A 16,857-nucleotide genomic window follows, 5' to 3' on the forward strand; every position below is an offset into this window, starting at 1 on the left:
GCGCGATCTGGGAATTCATACCGCTCGGTTCTGCCGGGGTTTGGTGGGTTTCTGGTCGGATCGCGGGTTGGTCGTTGGTTGAGAATTGCACAGTGGACGCGAGCATCTTGTTTTCTGTGGTTAAGTTGTCAAGGGCGAACGGTGGATGCCTTGGCACCAGGAGCCGATGAAGGACGTGGGAGGCCGCGATAGGCCTGGGGGAGCTGCCAACCTAGCTGTGATCCCAGGGTGTCCGAATGGGGAAACCTGGCACGAGTCATGTCGTGTCATCCGCACCTGAATTCATAGGGTGTGTGAGGGGAACGCGGGGAAGTGAAACATCTCAGTACCCGTAGGAAGAGAAAACAACCGTGATTCCGTGAGTAGTGGCGAGCGAAAGCGGACGTAGCCTAAACCGGATATGTGTCATAGCTGTCAGGCGTTGCATTTCCGGGGTTGTGGGACCTGCTTATCAGGACTGACATTCTGATGAAGAGTTACAAAGTTATAGGTTAGTTGAACGGTGTGGGAAAGCCGGCCGTAGAGGGTGAGAGCCCCGTAAGCGAAAATCTATGACCTCTTTGCAGTGTTCCCGAGTAGCAGCGGACTCCTAGAATCTGCTGTGAATCTGCCAGGACCACCTGGTAAGGCTGAATACTTCCTGGTGACCGATAGCGGACAAGTACCGTGAGGGAATGGTGAAAAGTACCCCGGGAGGGGAGTGAAATAGTACCTGAAACCGTTCGCCTACAATCCGTCGGAGCTTTAGCGGTAGTGATACTGCGGGGTGACGGCGTGCCTTTTGAAGAATGAGCCTGCGAGTTAGTGGCATGTGGCGAGGTTAACCCGTGTGGGGTAGCCGTAGCGAAAGCGAGTCTGAATAGGGCGCCCAAAGTCGCATGTTCTAGACCCGAAGCGGGGTGATCTAGCCATGGGCAGGTTGAAGCGTGGGTAAGACTACGTGGAGGACCGAACCCACCAACGTTGAAAAGTTGGGGGATGACCTGTGGTTAGGGGTGAAAGGCCAATCAAACTCCGTGATAGCTGGTTCTCCCCGAAATGCATTTAGGTGCAGCGTCGCGTGTTTCTTGCCGGAGGTAGAGCACTGGATGGTCTAGGGGGCCCACAAGCTTACTGAAATCAGCCAAACTCCGAATGCCGGTAAGTGAGAGCGCGGCAGTGAGACTGCGGGGGATAAGCTTCGTAGTCGAGAGGGAAACAGCCCAGATCGCCAGCTAAGGCCCCTAAGCGTGTGCTAAGTGGAAAAGGATGTGGGATCGCATGGACAACCAGGAGGTTGGCTTAGAAGCAGCCACCCTTTAAAGAGTGCGTAATAGCTCACTGGTCAAGTGGTTCCGCGCCGACAATGTAGCGGGGCTCAAGCACACCGCCGAAGCTGTGGCATTCACACATTAACTCCGCCAGTTGGCTTGACCGGCTGGTGCAGGTGTGTGGATGGGTAGGGGAGCGTCGTGTTGCGGGTGAAGCGGCGGAGTGATCCAGCCGTGGACGCTACACGAGTGAGAATGCAGGCATGAGTAGCGAATGAAGGGTGAGAACCCCTTCCGCCGGATGACCAAGGGTTCCAGGGGCAGGCTAATCCGCCCTGGGTGAGTCGGGGCCTAAGGCGAGGCCGAGAGGCGTAGTCGATGGATAACGGGTTGATATTCCCGTACCCGCGTAGAAGCGCCCAAGACGAACCTCATAGTACTAACTACTTGATCAATTCAATGGCTTCGGCCGGCGATGCGGGAGACTAGGACCTCTGTGGGTAGTAGTTTAGCGATGGGGTGACGCAGGAAGGTAGATGAGCCCGGCCGGTGGTTGTGCCGGGGTAAGCGTGTAGGCCGTACCGTAGGCAAATCCGCGGTGCACATGGGCTGAGACGTGATGCCGAGCCGTTCTGGTGAAGTCATTGATCCTATGCTGCCGAGAAAAGCCTCTAGCGAGCTTCGAGCGGCCCGTACCCTAAACCGACACAGGTGGTCAGGTAGAGAATACCGAGGCGACGGGTGAACTGTGGTTAAGGAACTCGGCAAATTGCCCCCGTAACTTAGGGAGAAGGGGGGCCGGACGCGTGAAGCCCTTTGCGGGTGGAGCGTGGTATGGCCGCAGAGAGCAGGGGGAAGCGACTGTTTACTAAAAACACAGGTCCATGCGAAGTCGTAAGACGATGTATATGGACTGACGCCTGCCCGGTGCTGGAACGTTAAGGGGACCTGTTAGCCCGTGAGGGCGAAGCGGAGAACTTAAGCGCCAGTAAACGGCGGTGGTAACTATAACCATCCTAAGGTAGCGAAATTCCTTGTCGGGTAAGTTCCGACCTGCACGAATGGCGTAACGACTTCCCCACTGTCTCAACCACAGGCCCGGCGAAATTGCAGTACGAGTAAAGATGCTCGTTACGCGCGGCAGGACGGAAAGACCCCGGGACCTTTACTATAGCTTGACATTGGTATCCGAATTTAATTGTGTAGGATAGGTGGGAGCCGGTGAAGCTCGGACGCCAGTTCGGGTGGAGGCATTGTTGAAATACCACTCTGTTGGGTTTGGGTATCTAACTTGCGGCCCTGATCGGGTCGAGGGACAGTGTCTGGTGGGTAGTTTAACTGGGGCGGTTGCCTCCTAAAGGGTAACGGAGGCGCCCAAAGGTTCCCTCAGCCTGGTTGGCAATCAGGTGTTGAGTGTAAGTGCATAAGGGAGCTTGACTGTGAGACTGACGGGTCGAGCAGGGACGAAAGTCGGGACTAGTGATCCGGCACTTGCGTGTGGAAGCGGTGTCGCTCAACGGATAAAAGGTACCCCGGGGATAACAGGCTGATCTTCCCCAAGAGTCCATATCGACGGGATGGTTTGGCACCTCGATGTCGGCTCGTCGCATCCTGGGGCTGTAGCAGGTCCCAAGGGTTGGGCTGTTCGCCCATTAAAGCGGTACGCGAGCTGGGTTTAGAACGTCGTGAGACAGTTCGGTCCCTATCCGCCGTGCGCGTTGGATACTTGAGAAGGGCTGTCCCTAGTACGAGAGGACCGGGACGGACGAACCTCTGGTGTGCCAGTTGTTCTGCCAAGGGCACGGCTGGTTGGCTACGTTCGGAAGGGATAACCGCTGAAAGCATCTAAGCGGGAAGCCTGCTTCGAGATGAGGTATCCCACCACCTTGAGTGGGTAAGGCTCCCAGGAGACTACTGGGTTGATAGGCCGGAGATGTAAGCACGGTAACGTGTTGAGTTGACCGGTACTAATAGGCCGAGGGCTTAACCACTCTAAACATTGCGCTTGCGTCCACTGTGTGATTCACAGCAAACGAACAACCACCCCGGTTGAGACACATCGGGTTGCTGGTTTGTTCTGCTGAAGGCTGTTTCGGTGGTCATAGCGGTGGGGAAACGCCCGGTTACATTCCGAACCCGGTAGCTAAGCCCTCCAGCGCCGATGGTACTGCACTCGGGAGGGTGTGGGAGAGTAGGACGCCGCCGGACTCAACGTAGAAAAGGCCCACCCGGGCGACCGGGTGGGCCTTTTTCTGTTTGGTCAGAAGTAAGCATGATGAAGGCGCCGGCTGCGAACAGCCGGCGCCTTCTCTGTTTGATCTCAGGACAGGTTCAGTGACCGCCAGTCCACGAACTTGAAGTTCGTGGAGACGCGGCCGTCGTCAGGCTTGTTCTCGCCGTCGTGGAGGACCAGGAGTCCCTTCGGGTACCCCGGGAGGGACACCGCGGTCGCTGCGGCGCCGTCGGAGTGCTGGACGCCGTCGACGCGGGAACCGTCGGTCACCGAGAACACCTTGACCGGCCGGTTGGTGCGGCGGTCGTAGACGAAGAAGCGGCTGTCACCCTGGCTCGACACGATCACGTAGCCGTCGCGCCGGCCGGTCGGGTAGATCGTGGCACCCTCGACGTCAGCGGTGATCCGTCCACCGAAGCCCGGGTCGTTCGCGGTGTCCAGGATGCACTCCTCGGACTCCGGGTCGAAGGTGGCCGGCACACCGAACTCCGCGACCCGCTCCACGATCCGCGGCACGCTGCTGAAGTGGCCGCCCTTCAGATCGATGCGCCACAGGGCCACGTCCTCCTGAGCGGCGTAGAGCACCCCCGCCTCGGCGTCCACCACCATGCCCTCGACCTGCGGGTCCTCGCCGGGCTCACCGCACGGCGCCCAGCTGGTGCCGTTGGGAAGGCGGAACTGGCGAGGAAGGTCCAGCGTGTCGGTCGTACGGTAGGTGACCTTGCCGTTCTTCTCCTCCAGCCGGAAGATGCCGAGACGCGTGCTGTGGCGGCGGCTCACCACGGCGTAACGGTCGTAGAGGGCCAGGCCGTAACCGGTGGCCTGCTCCTCCACCTCGGCCTCGTCCTTCGCGAAGAGCAGCGGCACGTTCGCCGCGGTGATGTCGGTGAGGCCGGACGCCTCGATCTTGTAGATGCGGAGCTTGTCCAAGCCGCGATCGGTCACCACGGCAAGGTCGACCGTGCGCTTGCCGAGCTTGAAACCGGTCAGGACGTCGACGTTGTTGAAACGGCCGCCCTCGGGAGTAGCGATTGCCTGCACCTCACGGCCGGTCAGGTCGTAGACCCGGAGCCCGCCGTTCTTCGCGGTGCCGATCACCAGGCTGCGGCGCTTGTCCGCCCTGTTGATCCAGATGGCTGGGTCGTCAGCGTCGGCGTCACCGCCCGCCTCATCGTCGAAGAGCGACGGCGTCTCCACCGTCGCGGTGATCTCCCGGGGCGGGCGCTGAGTGGCTTGAGCGGGCACCGCGGAAAACGTGGTCAGTGCGACTAGAGCGGCAATGCCGGCAGTCCGATGCATGAGATCAAAGCCTTCCTGATCAAGCTGACCGCCGGGTGGCCGGTGCTTTAACAGCGTGCGCGTGAGACAGGGTGGGTGCAAGATGTCGTAGCGGATCGAGGAACGGTAGGCTTGCATCCGCGGGCCGCTAGCTCAATGGCAGAGCTGTGGACTTTTAATCCATAGGTTCAGGGTTCGAGTCCCTGGCGGCCCACCTTTATCTCCCTGGGGGCGACCCCCAGACCCCACGGTGCGGTGGTGCGCTGTCGGGGCGGGTTCGGGCTGGGTGGTGTGGCCCAGCTTCGCGCCGCTGTGCCGCCGGTCGGCTGAACTGCGGGCTACACCAGCGAGTCCACGGCGAGAAGAAGAATCCACGCCGGGAAGCTGCCGCCGAAGCAGATCAAGCCACCCAACCGTGCGGAGCGGTCAGTTTCGCCCATCGTCGAACGGCACGATGAGTCGTTGGCGTTGGTCGTGCCGGTCGAGCAGCAGCGCACGGTTGGATCGCGCTTGCCAGATCATTGTGTGGTCGCCGAGCAGCGAGGACAGCTCGCTGCCGGGTACGTTGAGCGCGACGAGGCACCGATCAGTTGACCGGAACCGCGTCGGCTGGATGTGCGGGCGCGGTTAACCTTTTGATCGTCTTGCTGGCTCCGCCTCCGAGCGCCGTGAGTGCGGTGCATCCGTCCTGAGGGAGAGGACGAGCTCAGGGGGCGAGTTGGTCGATCGTCATGCCGACGTCGCTGAGAATGCCGCGCAGGGTTCCTTTGGCGACGTCGCGGTTGCCGTGCACTGGCACGGTGGTTCCACGTCCGTCCGGGTGGCGCATGATGTTGTGGCTGCCGGCGACTCTTGCGATCTTGAAGCCATGCCGCTCCAACGCGCGGACGATACGGGTGCCGGAGACGGATGGAAGCGGAGGCATCAGGCCGCGACGGTGATGGAGAGCTCGCGAGGTGCACCGAACTCCTCGATGAGGCCGGTCAGCGCCTCGCGGAGGTCCTCCAGTGCGGCTTCCTCGGTGTCACCTTCGCCGTGGGCTCCGAGGCCCGGGCGCAGCTGGGCGTGGGCGCACCACACGCCGTCCTCGTCGCGCTCCACGACGACCGGCACAGTTACCGTGCGAGAGTCGGCCATGGGCCCACGATAGCGCGGATGGGCAGTCGGCCGTCAGTCCGTTCCTGGCTGTTTCGATCTCCGTGAGCTGGTCAAACGTTCCGGGAGCGGGTTGCCGGCGATGAGGGTTGGGTGGTTCGCATGGTGCAACGTCCGGCCCACTTCAGCTAACGAGAAACCCGCGTCCTGGCAGTCCAGGACGCGGGTTTCTTGGTCAGGGCCACTGAGCGGTTCAGCCGCGGCGGTTGCGTGCGGAACCCTTTTCGAACTGGCTGGGGATCGGGAAGTACGCGGCCAGGAACGCCTCGATGATGCGCGCCTGATCCTCCGGCGGGATGTCGCTGTCGTGGTAATCGTTCAGGCAGAAGACGTCCTGGGCACGCTTCTGCAGCAGAGCCTTGAGCCGTGGCTGGTGTTCGGCCAGGCCCACGTTGATGAAGCCGCAACGGATGCTGCCTTCGACGGCCCGACCGGTCACCAGGCCGTAGTGATGGCCCAGCGACGACAGCATGGAGACGTCCGCCGTGGACCTGATGCGCGCCTGGGCGGTCAGCTGGACGGCAGCCGAGAACTCGTCCTCGATGGCGGACAGCGTGCTCCGGCGGTGCGCGTGGGGCGTGTGCAGGAAGCCGTGCGTCAGCGTCCGCCCGTACCCCTGCTCCAGGAGGGCCCGGTTGTTCTTGGCCGCTACCGCGTACGCCTCATCGGTGTCGTTGATCGGCGTGAGCGGGATCTGGGTGCGGCTGCCGAAGGTCTTCGGCAGCCCGCCCGCGTTGAAGAACATGTTCGGACCCAGGAGACGGCCGAAGAACACGTCGTCGTTCAGGTAGAGGAAGTGCTCGGAGAGGCCCTCGATGTGGTGCAGCTGGGTCTCGATGGCGTGCGAGTTGAAGGTCGGCAGGAAGCCGGGCTCGCTGAAGATCTCCCGGTGGTCCACGACCCGGATACGCGGGTGGCTGGTGTCGAGCCATTCCGGGGTCTGGCCGTCGGTGACGATCCAGATCCGGTTCACCCACGGAGCGAACAGGTCGATGGAGCGCAGCGAGTACCGCAACTCGTCGCGGCTCCGGAAACGGGCCGTGCTCTCGTTGGCGTGGTCGCCGGTGTAGCGCTCACCGAGGGCGTCCGCCTTGCGCCGCAGCCACGCCGGGTCGTCGCCGTCGACCCAGGTGTAGACGGCGTCGATGGGGAAGGTCAGGTCGCTGACCAGTTTGTGGGTGAACGGCTTGACGGTGTGGTACTCGCGGCCGCCGATGTTGATGAGCGCCGGCGTGAGGGAAGACGCGGCGAGCGGGTTGCCGGCCAGGGTGGGCGCGGGCCCGCTCAGTTCGGCGCCGTCCTCGGAGGTCACCCAGAACTCGAGCTCGCATCCGTAGATGGCGCCGAGCCGCAGCGTCCAGCTCCCTGTGATGATCGGCTCGAAGATGCGGACCGAAGCGGCGGTACGGAGCTGCTCGACAGTGTCGCTGAATGCCGCCGGCCAGTTGCCGAGGGTGCGATGCCGGCCGTCGAACGCTTCGATGTAGGCCGGGCGGTGCCGGGCAGCCTGCCCGAGCGCGGTGAGCGCGGCTACCCGGTCCTCGTCGCGGACGGCGACCCGGTACGTCGGGTTCGTCTGCCGGACGAGGAAGTAGTCGACGCCCGCGGCCTCCAGAGCGGTGACGGTGAGGTCGAGGTTGGCTTTCGCCGTCTCGTAGGGCGCGGTGTCGTCGCGGACCTGAGTCAGCTGACCGCGGCTCCACACCAGGTCGGAGTAACGTGCGTTTACCTCAGCGGTCCAGGTTTCGATCTCCGAGTCGGCCGTCGTGACCGGCGGGGTCGTCGCGACCACACCCGTGGCGGTGCTCTGCGCCTGGTGCAGGGCGAGGGCGAAGGCTCGCCGCTCCCGCCAGCCGGGGCCGTCCTGTCCGGTGAGCAGCTCGGTGTAGAGCCGCTCCCACTGCGTCATCACCACGTCGGGGGAGAACCGTTCGACCTCGACGGCGGCGGTTTCGCCGAGGTCGTGCCGGAGCTGCTCGTCCTCGATCACCTCACGGAGGGCGGCGGCCAGCGCGTCGATGTCGGCGGGCGGGACCAGGAAGCCCGTCCTCCCGTGTTCGATGATCTCGCGCGGGCCGTTCGGGCAGTCGTAGGAGACCACCGGCACCCCGGCGGCCATCGCTTCGACGATGGTGAGCCCGAACGACTCCACCCGCGACGTCACCATGGCGACCGAGGCCTTCGCCCACTCGTTCTCGATGGTGGTCGTCGGTCCCATGAGCTGCACCTGCTCGCCGAGGCCGAGGGCGGCGATCTGGTTCTCCAGCTCGCCGCGGGCACCGTCCCCGAAGATGCGCAGCGACCAGTCCGGATGGTCGGCCGCGAGCTGCGAGAAGGCGCTGACCGCGTGGCCGAACTGCTTCTCGCCGGTGAGCCGGCCGGCCATCACGACGCTGGGATTGGTACGGCTCGACCGAGGCCGGTACCCGTCGTCGATGGAGTTAGGGATGATCTCCAGCCGAGGCGAGGCGTCGCCGAACCGGGACGCGAACCAGGCCCGGGTGGGTTCGGAGAGCAGCACGATCGCATCGAGACGGGCGGAGAAGATCTTCAGCGGGTTGCCGGACGAACCGCGCAGCTCCGCGACCCGGTGCTCCTGGTGGACGGTGACGACCCGCCGCGGTACCAGCTCCGCCATCACGGCCATCAGCGCCGGGGTGGTCGACACGACGATGTCGGCGGTGGTCTCCCGCAGCACTCGTTCGAGTTCCAGGTCGGAAAGCCGGGTGAACGCCTGCTCCCACTCGGGGCGCACGAGCTCGGACCGGGTGGCCGACAGCACCCGGCAGACCTCGTCGCTCAGCTCGCGACCGGCCGGGCGGTGCAGGGCGTCACGGGTGTCGACCAGGTAGGTCATCCGGACGCGGGGGTCGACCTCGAAGGCCGGCACGTCCCGGGTACGGAAGACGCTCACCACTTCGATCTCGTGCCGCTGAGCCAGCCAGTTCGCCTGTCGCAGCACCGCGCGCTCGGTGCCGCCCATCGCGTCGCCCCAGGTGAGCAGGAAAGTAATCTTCATGATTCGCCGTTCGCAGCAAGGAGACCGATGGGGCGGCAGGACACCGTGAGGCTGCCCGCCGGCGTGTAGTAGGGACGGAGGCTGACCGCGAGTCCGGGCGCCGCCCAGACGATCCCGGTCGGCGGCACCAGCACGGGCTTCGGATTGACCACGTCGTGCAGGAAACGGCCGACCCGCAGCCGGCGGTTGCCGGTGCGCACGTGGACGTCGAAGAACGTCTCCTTCGCCGGCCCGCCCAGGACGGCGAGTTCGTGCAGCGGGATGTCGCACCACACCACCCCGTCGGTGGTGGTCGCCGCCACGCGGGCCCGCCCCTCACCGGTGCGGGCGGTGAATTCCACCGCCTTGGGAGGTTCGTCGCAGGAGACCAGCCGGATGCCGATGCGGGCGCCCAGCCAGCCGACACTGATCACGGCGACCTCGGCCAGAGGCTCCGGTGGCGTCACGGCCAGTCCGAGCCGGCCGGTCGCGGTGAGGCGGGCCTCGTACCGGTTGCCGGTGACCGGGTCGGCCGGTGCGGGTACGGTCGGCCCCTCGGACTGCTGAACCGGCGGACTCTGCACGACCGCGTACGACGTCGTGCCGCCGGTGGTGTGCACCACCGCTTCGAGAACCCAGGGCGCGCCCGGCTGCAGGCCCAGACCGCGGGGCCCGTCCGCGAGCAGCGCGGTCGCCTCGAACGAGCAGCCGCCACCGGCCTGCGCACGGATCCGCGCCGGAACGCTGTGCCGGACCCGGCCGCGCCGGATCCGGAGCTCGGCTCCGGTCACGCCGGCCGCGGCGACGGCCGGGAGCGGAATTTCGATGTTGAGCGTGCGCCCGTCCAGCACCCCGAGGAAGCGTGCCGAGACGGCCGGACCGCGACGCATCGCGGAGCCCAGGGCGCGGGCCGGCCCGTCCAGCCGCACCACCACCTGACGCAGGCTGGGCATGCGGCGCAGCCGGCGGAGGGCTTTGCGGTGCAGGGTGGTGTCAGCCACGGGAGACTCCTGTCTGGGGCAGTTCCGCCCAATCGCCGAAGCCGGCGTCGCCGGTGCTCGTCTGCCGGGCGACGCGGAGCACTCCGTCGCATCCGAAGACGGCGAGCACCAGGCGTCCCTCCGCGTCGGCCGCGATCGCGGGGGATCGGAGGAACATCCCGCCGGCGGATTCCCACTCGGTCGACATGCCGCTGCCGGTGGGCTGCCGGGACAGGCTCAAGATGCCTTCGTCGTCGCGGTGGGCCAGCAGTGTCACGCCGTTCGGCCGCGGCACAGAGAACGCGGCGACCGGCCCGAACCCGCCGCGTCCCTGGATGACAGCGGGCTGGGTCGGCCAGTTGCCTTCCCGGGTCTGCCGCAGGATGGTGACGTCGCCGTGGTCACCGGCCCGGTAGACCAGCAGGAGCCTGCCGTTGTGTTCCCGGGCCACCGAGACCGGGCCGGTCGCGGCCCGGCGCAACATCACGGCCGGCCGGGAGAACGTGCCGTCCTCCTCCTGGTCCCAGCGCACGACCGTACGGTCGGTGCCGGCGAACAGGCTGATCCGGCCGGTCGCGTTGGTCGCGACGGCCAAGCCCTCCTGCACGGTCTCGCCGCCGAGGTCGGTCCAGGTGTCCCAGGTGTCCAACGGTCCCTGCCTAAACCTGCGCCGGCCGGATCGATGGTTTCGGTCCGGGACGCCGGTGAGGCCGTCCGCGCGCGGGTGATACCGGACATGACGCCCTCCGCCGCCTGGCGGCAGAACCTGGACGCGGTCGTCGCCGTGCTGGACCGCGCCGGCATCGACTACTTCTGCCTCCGGCCGGTCAACAACCTGCACAGCTCCATAGCGATCAACGCGCGCGACCGCGACCGGACCCTCGCCGTCCTGCGCAGCGACGGCGAGCTCGCGACCGCCCAGATCCGCACCGGCAGCGTCACCGACGCCGGGTTCTCGGGGGGTCGCGGCAAGAACGCCGTCCAGGTGTTCTTCCCGGTCACCAGCCCCTACGGGACGACCGTCCTCGGCAGCGGCTCGGCCTGCGAGATCGAGTTCTGGAAGACCCAGAAGGGCGAGGGCGGCGCACCCCCCACGATCGTCGGGCCGCGGCGCAACGCGGTGGCGTCGGAACTGCCGGCCGAGGCGGATTACCGCCTGGTCCCGGCGATCACGCTGAACCCGATGATGCCGGTCGACGAACCGCCCCGGTACCGGACCCGCTCGGAATTCGCCATGGTGCCGGCCGAGGACGTCCGCTTCCCGATCGACGTGGTCTACACGTGGGTGGACGGCAACGACCCGGACTGGGTGGCCCGCAAGAACTCCTCGCTCACCGCGTTCGGGCGCGAGCAGATCAACACGATCGCCACGAACGACTCCCGGTTCATCAGCCGGGACGAGTTGAAGTACTCGCTGCGGTCGATCGTGGCGTACGCGCCCTGGGTCCGGAAGATCTTCCTCGTCACCGACGATCAGATCCCGGCCTGGCTGGACACGTCCGACCCCCGGCTCACCGTGGTCAGCCACCGGGAGCTGTTCGGCGACACCGGCGTGCTGCCGACGTTCAACTCGCACGCCATCGAGTCCCGGCTGCACCGCATCCCGGGCCTGTCCGAGCACTTCATCTACTTCAACGACGACATGTTCCTGGGCCGGCCGGTCTCCCCGGACTCGTTCTTCCACGCCAACGGCATCGCCAAGTTCTTCCAGTCGAAGGCGCAGCTCGACGCGGGCCCGGCAACCAAGTTCGACGCCCCGGTGACCGCGGCCGGCAAGAACAACCGCCGGCACATCGCCGAGCGCTTCCACCGCGGCATCACGCAGAAGATGCAGCACGTGCCGTACACGCTGCAGAAGAGCGTGCTCGAGGAGATCGAGAAGTGGCTCCCGGACGAGGTGCGGCAGACCGCCGAGCACCCGTTCCGGCACCCGGGCGACCTGTCGATCCCGTCGTCGCTGCAGCACTACTGGGCATACCTGACGAGGCGGGCGGTGCCCGGCTCGATCAAGTACACGTACGCCGACCTGGCGCACCCGTCCACGCCGGTACAGCTGGCGTTCCTGCTGGCCCGCCGGCACTGCGACGTCTTCTGCCTGAACGACACCGACTCGGCCGCGGTCGCGCACAGCGAGCAGGCCGCGATGATGGCGGACTTCCTGCCGCAGTACTTCCCGTTCCGGTCCCCGTTCGAGCTGCCCGACGACGTGGCCGCCGAGCGCGCGAAATTCAGCGCCACCGAGCTGGGCCGCGCCGCGCAGCAGAGCCGGGTCGGCGCCCGTATCCCGCAGCAGGGCACCTACCAGTCCCGGGCGCTGCAGCACGACTGATCCGCGATCGGGTTCCGCCCTCCACGGAGCAGCCATCGAAGGCTCCGTGGATGCCTAACAGATCGACTTCCCGGGTCGATCCAGAAGCCGGTCTCTCCGGGCGGGGCCCGCGAATCGGTTCTGAGTCGGTTTTCGAGGAGGTAAGTCGTTGTCGCTGTTCCAGCGTAAGCGGGGGGTACGGTTCACGGCCGCGTGGCCGTCCGGCTCGCACGTCCAGATCGTCGCGCACTGCGACGACGACCTCTACTTCATGAATCCCGCGCTGTTCCACGCCGTCCGGGCCGGCGCGCCGTCAACCTCGGTCTACCTCACCGCCGGTGAGGCCGACGGCCGTAATGCCCCCTCCGACGCCCCGGATCGCGGGAACCACCCCGTTGACCACGCCGGTTACGCGGCGGCACGCCGCAACGGCATCCGGTCCGCCTACGCGCAGATGGTCACCGGGAACCGGGACAGCCGGTGGACGACCCGGCCGGCGACGTACGTCGGTGTCACCGTCGACGTGTCGGTGCTGGACGAGGCGCCGCACGTACGGCTCGTCTTCGTCAGCCTGATGGGGCAGGAGGCCGCCCGTCGTGGCGACCCGTCCCGGGCCATCGACGCCCTCTGGCGCGGCGACATCCCGGACCTGACGATGCTGGTGCCCACCGGCAGCACCGTGCCCCGGCAGGAACTGAGCCGCGACGACCTCATCGACGTGCTGCTGGCGATCCTCGCCGAGACCCGCCCCACCGTGGTCCGCGTGATGGACCCGGACCCCGATCACACGACGTACGAGCGTGGCGTACGAATCAACTACTCCGACCACTCCGGGCACACCGCCGCGGCGCACTTCGCCATGTACGCGGTCCGGCGCTTCGAGCGGGACCAGTCCCGGAACGTCCTGGTGGAGAGCTACCGCGGTTACTACAACCGGCACTGGCCACGGAACCTGACCGCCGCCGCGTTCCAGACGAAGCTCGAGTTCCTCGACACCTACGGTGGCACGCACGGCGACCGTACCGGCGAGATCGGCTGTGGCGACTACATGGTCGGCGACAAGGCGAGCACCACCGGCTACGGGCAGAGCACCACGCAGCGTTATCCCGGCACCACGTCGTGGCTGCGCCGGCTCGCCGACGGGCGCCTTGCCGCGTTCGCCGTGCTCGGCGGTCACGTGCACGTCTGGCAGGAGACCGCACCCGGCAGCGGCACCTGGGCCGCGCCGGTCCTGCTCCCCGGGCACGGCGATCTCACCCCGCACATCGACGTGACGGCCGGCTCGGACGGACGGCTGCACCTGGTCGGCGTCCGCCAGCCGCTGACCCCGTCACCTCTGGGACAGCACCGGATCATCGTGGTGGCCACGCAACCTGCTCCCGGCGCTCCCTTCGGCGGCTGGACGGAACTCGGCAACCCCGCCGACGACGCGGCGGACCGCACGCTGCGGATGCGGGAGATGGGCATGCCGGTCGCGGCCGTCCGCCCCGACGGGATGCTGCAGATCTTCGTCCGGAACTTCGGCCGCGGGGTGAGCAGCCGTGTCCAGAACGGCCCGCCGGGTAAGACGACGGACCAGCCAGAGCTGACGGTTGGGCGGAAGGAGTTCGACCAGCTTGAGCCGGTAGTCCTTCGGCAGTAGTCGGTAGAACCGTAGCGCGATCATGCGGCATCCAGCATCGTCGCCATGGCGAGCAGCGCAAACCGCCGGCTCGCGAGCCCGTTAGAGTTACTAGAAGACAACTCAGCCTTCCCCCCGTGCACCGCCGTGACGGCCGGAGGTCGACATCGGGCGTCGATCAACGTGGCCGTAGCGAGTTGACAGGGTAGTTGCAGTCTCTTCGTGAAACAAATCCACGTATGGTAGGTGGCCGGCCGGTTACACAGAGCTTGCCTAATAAACCCACACGCGGGTCTTGACCGGAATTTCGTCATGGGACCACAGCCAGTTCATCGCGGCGATGGACACACGGGCACAGCCGTGTGAGGCGGGGTGGGCGGGCACGCTCGGGGCGCCGTGCACCGCGATCCCGCCGTTGAAGTATTTCGGCCGCCACAGCAGCCCCAGCGGGGCGTTGCGCCACCCGTCGATCTGCCGGCTCACCCGGAACCTGCCGCGTGGCGTGTCCGCGAGATAGGTCTCGCCGTCCTGCTCGTAGTACTCGTTCGACCCGGTGGACGTGTTGAAGATCTGCTCGACCCGGCCGTCCTGCACGAGCAGGAGCAGCTGGCGTTTCAGATCGATCTCCACGAACTTGCCGCTCGTCGATTTCGCCGCCGGGCGCACACCACGCTCCAGTGCCTGGTGTGTCCGTGGGCCGACCACGCCGTCACGGCCCAGTTTCGCGGTTTTCTGCAGCGCGAACACCGCCTGCTGGGTGGTCGAGCCGAACTTGCCGTCCGGCTTGCCGTTCCAATAGCCCAACGCCGTCAGCCGGTTCTGCAAGGCCAGCACCTCGGCGCCTTCAGCGCCGGGTCTCAGCTTTTTCGGCGGTCCTTCCGGTGAGGCGGGCGTCGCCGCGGCCGAGGAGGTGGGTGCGGCCGGCGAGGCGGGCCCGGCCGAGGAGGTGGGCGCGCTCGACGCCTGCGAGGGTACGGGGGAGGCCGCCGGCCCCGTCGCCACCGGATCGGACGGGTCGCAGCCCGCGACGAGGGCCGACGCGGTGGTGAGGGCAGCCGTGATCAGCAGGGCTCTGCGCACGGGAACCTCCTCCCCTCGCTGGTGGTGGCGTCAGTGTAGAGACACATGTCCACCGATCCACCGAAGATCACCGATTGATCACTCCGCCGGGGCAGTCGATCTCATAAAAGAGCCGAGTAGTCTTTGGCTATGTCATGGAAGGCGAGCGCGCGGCACGGCGTCCGGGAGGCGCCGGGCGGTTTCGCGCTCGTCCAGGAGTTGCTGAACACGCGCGGCACGATGGCGTACGGCGCTGACCTGCTGGTCTCCGGGGAGGACGCACAGTGGTGGGTGACCGACGCGCTCGGCGCCTGGTCCCGGGTGTCCGGGTTGCCGGCGCCGACCCTGCTGCTCTCGGCCGGCGACCTGCGCTCGCTGCGCCGGCTGCGGGTGGCGTTCGAGCAGGTGGTGCTCGCCGGGGCGAACCCGGAGCGGGACAGCGCGCTGCCGCCGGCCGACGTGCAGGTGAGCCTGGTTCCGGACGCCGACGGCTGGGTGCGCGTGGTGCCGACCGGCCGGGGCGTCCGGTGGTTCGCCTCGGCGCTCTGGGCCGAGGCGCTGCAGGCGCAGCAGGCCGGGGTCTGGCCGAGGCTGAAGCTCTGCCACAACAACGCCTGCCGGGCGGCCTTCTTCGACACCTCACGCAACAACAGCGGCGTCTGGCACGACGTCAGCACCTGCGGCAACACGGCGAACCTGCGGGCGTTCCGGGAGCGGCGCCGCCTGCTGGGAAATTCCGGTGGTCAGCGGGCCGGCGTTCCCGGTCCGGAGCGGCGCTGATCCGGTGGTCAGCGGGCCGGCGTTCCCGGTCCGGAGCGGCGCTGATCCGGTGGTCAGCGGGCCGGCGTTCCCGGTCCGGAGCGGCGCTGATCCGGGCCTGATCCGGCCTGATCCCGGCTGATCCCGGGCTGCTTCGGACCGGTTTTCGGGCGATCGTGGCACGCCGGGGCCGTAACCCGGCTGGTCCCGCTGGGAACTTCGCCGCCGCGACGGGCGACTATTGATTCATGGCATGTGAGCGGTGGCGCGAGATGCTCTCCGCGCAGTTGGACGGCGAGGACGACCCGGTCATGCGGCCGCTGGTCGACGAACATCTGGCCGGGTGCGCCGGCTGCCGGGACTGGCTGGACCGGGCAGCGGCGGTGAACAGGCTGACGCGTACCCATGCGGTGCCGTCCGTGCCGGACCTGACCGACGCCATCCTGGCGGCCCTGCCGCCGAGCCCCGCGCCCGCGGCCGCCCGATCCGCCGACGCCCGATCCTCGGATGCCCCGGCCGTGGGCGCCGGTTCCTCGGCCGGTCGGTCCCCGGAGGCGGCCGGTCGGTCCCCGGAGGGTGTGCCGGCGCGGAGGCGGTGGCGGCTGCCTGTCGCGGCGCTGCTCTACATCGCCCTGGCGCTGGTCGGCACGGTCCAGCTGATGCTCGGGCTGACCCAGGTCGGCGGCGGGGTGAGCGCCGCGCACGACCACGCCGGGCTGAACGCGACGCCGGGTCACCTCTGGCACGAGTCGGCCGCCTGGAACGTCGCGATCGGTGCCGGGTACCTCTTCATCGCACTGCGCCGGACCCGGCCGACCGGCCTGCTGCCGACGCTCACCGCGTTCGTCGCGATGCTGCTGCTGCTCTCGGTCAACGACCTCACCGGCGGCCGCGTCGACGTGGCCCGGCTGGTCGGCCACGGCTTCGTGATCGTCGGTTACGTCCTGGTGGTGGCGCTGGCCCGGGGTGTGGGCGGGGCGGCGCGGCCACCCGGCGCCCGGATCGGCACGGGCTGGCGAGCACGGTTCGACCCGGACAGCGAGCCCACCGTCCCGGGCGCCGAGCCCACCGGCCCGGCTCGCCCCGGCCTGCGCCTGCTGCCCCCGCTGCCGCCCTCGGGTCCGCTGACAGCCCGAGCTCCCCACGAAGACCGGGCCGCCTAGCGTGCGGGCCCGTCCGCTCGCTCTCCGAATCCCCGCGATGTTGGAGAGTGAGC

At 67.1% G+C, this 16,857-nt stretch carries 11 protein-coding genes, 1 tRNA gene and 2 rRNA genes; 7 read left to right on the forward strand and 7 right to left on the reverse strand.

The genetic code is table 11. The features are described from left to right. The first annotated feature begins 118 nt into the window (after window positions 1-118). Window positions 119-3,241: ribosomal RNA gene (locus AMIS_RS00785) — 23S ribosomal RNA — on the forward strand. Window positions 3,242-3,341: 100 nt separating this feature from the next. Further along, a 5S ribosomal RNA gene (rrf, locus tag AMIS_RS00790) occupies window positions 3,342-3,458 on the forward strand. A 112-nt stretch (window positions 3,459-3,570) separates the two neighbouring features. Here the strand turns inward: rrf and AMIS_RS00795 are convergent. Beyond that, window positions 3,571-4,728, reverse strand: a complete 1,158-nt coding sequence (locus AMIS_RS00795) for a phytase (RefSeq protein WP_231859197.1) — start codon at window positions 4,726-4,728, stop codon at window positions 3,571-3,573. Between the two features lie 175 nt (window positions 4,729-4,903). On the opposite strand from AMIS_RS00795, the gene AMIS_RS00800 reads away from it, so the two are divergent. Then, window positions 4,904-4,975, forward strand: a tRNA-Lys gene (locus AMIS_RS00800). Between the two features lie 492 nt (window positions 4,976-5,467). Here AMIS_RS00800 and AMIS_RS00805 read toward each other — a convergent pair. The 5 genes from AMIS_RS00805 to AMIS_RS00825 all read right to left on the reverse strand — a co-directional run bounded on the left by AMIS_RS00805 (window position 5,468) and on the right by AMIS_RS00825 (window position 10,543). Further along, window positions 5,468-5,686 carry a type II toxin-antitoxin system HicA family toxin gene (locus AMIS_RS00805; RefSeq protein WP_014440274.1) on the reverse strand — a complete coding sequence of 73 codons (219 nt, stop codon included), beginning with the start codon at window positions 5,684-5,686 and terminating at the stop codon, window positions 5,468-5,470. Then, window positions 5,686-5,898: a type II toxin-antitoxin system HicB family antitoxin gene (locus AMIS_RS00810; RefSeq protein WP_014440275.1), complete on the reverse strand. Its 213-nt coding sequence runs from the start codon at window positions 5,896-5,898 to the stop codon at window positions 5,686-5,688. The genes AMIS_RS00805 and AMIS_RS00810 overlap by 1 nt, the downstream gene beginning before the upstream one ends. 211 nt (window positions 5,899-6,109) lie before the next feature. Continuing rightward, window positions 6,110-8,935 carry a stealth conserved region 3 domain-containing protein gene (locus tag AMIS_RS00815; RefSeq protein WP_014440276.1) on the reverse strand — a complete coding sequence of 942 codons (2,826 nt, stop codon included), beginning with the start codon at window positions 8,933-8,935 and terminating at the stop codon, window positions 6,110-6,112. Further along, window positions 8,932-9,915: a hypothetical protein gene (locus tag AMIS_RS00820; protein ID WP_014440277.1), complete on the reverse strand. Its 984-nt coding sequence runs from the start codon at window positions 9,913-9,915 to the stop codon at window positions 8,932-8,934. The genes AMIS_RS00815 and AMIS_RS00820 overlap by 4 nt, the downstream gene beginning before the upstream one ends. After that, a complete protein-coding gene (locus tag AMIS_RS00825; RefSeq protein WP_014440278.1) occupies window positions 9,908-10,543 on the reverse strand; it encodes a hypothetical protein in 636 nt (211 codons plus the stop codon). The genes AMIS_RS00820 and AMIS_RS00825 overlap by 8 nt, the downstream gene beginning before the upstream one ends. Window positions 10,544-10,630: 87 nt before the next feature. Between AMIS_RS00825 and AMIS_RS00830 the strand changes: the two genes are divergently transcribed. After that, complete coding sequence (locus AMIS_RS00830) at window positions 10,631-12,223, forward strand: stealth family protein (protein WP_231859199.1); 1,593 nt, start codon at window positions 10,631-10,633, stop codon at window positions 12,221-12,223. Between the two features lie 148 nt (window positions 12,224-12,371). Next, window positions 12,372-13,844, forward strand: a complete 1,473-nt coding sequence (locus AMIS_RS00835; protein ID WP_014440280.1) for a PIG-L family deacetylase — start codon at window positions 12,372-12,374, stop codon at window positions 13,842-13,844. Between the two features lie 252 nt (window positions 13,845-14,096). On the opposite strand, the gene AMIS_RS00840 is transcribed toward AMIS_RS00835, so the two are convergent. Further along, complete coding sequence (locus AMIS_RS00840; RefSeq protein ID WP_014440281.1) at window positions 14,097-14,903, reverse strand: L,D-transpeptidase family protein; 807 nt, start codon at window positions 14,901-14,903, stop codon at window positions 14,097-14,099. Window positions 14,904-15,032: 129 nt separating this feature from the next. Here AMIS_RS00840 and AMIS_RS00845 point away from each other — a divergent pair, with 129 nt between their 5' ends. After that, on the forward strand, window positions 15,033-15,662 hold the full coding sequence (locus tag AMIS_RS00845; RefSeq protein WP_014440282.1) for a CGNR zinc finger domain-containing protein: 630 nt from the start codon (window positions 15,033-15,035) through the stop codon (window positions 15,660-15,662). Window positions 15,663-15,889: 227 nt separating this feature from the next. Further along, window positions 15,890-16,804, forward strand: coding sequence for a zf-HC2 domain-containing protein (locus AMIS_RS00850; protein ID WP_014440283.1), 915 nt, complete (start codon window positions 15,890-15,892; stop codon window positions 16,802-16,804). The last annotated feature ends 53 nt before the right edge of the window (window positions 16,805-16,857 follow it).

It is taken from the genome of Actinoplanes missouriensis 431 (genome assembly GCF_000284295.1).
In the GTDB taxonomy this organism is placed as follows: domain Bacteria; phylum Actinomycetota; class Actinomycetes; order Mycobacteriales; family Micromonosporaceae; genus Actinoplanes; species Actinoplanes missouriensis.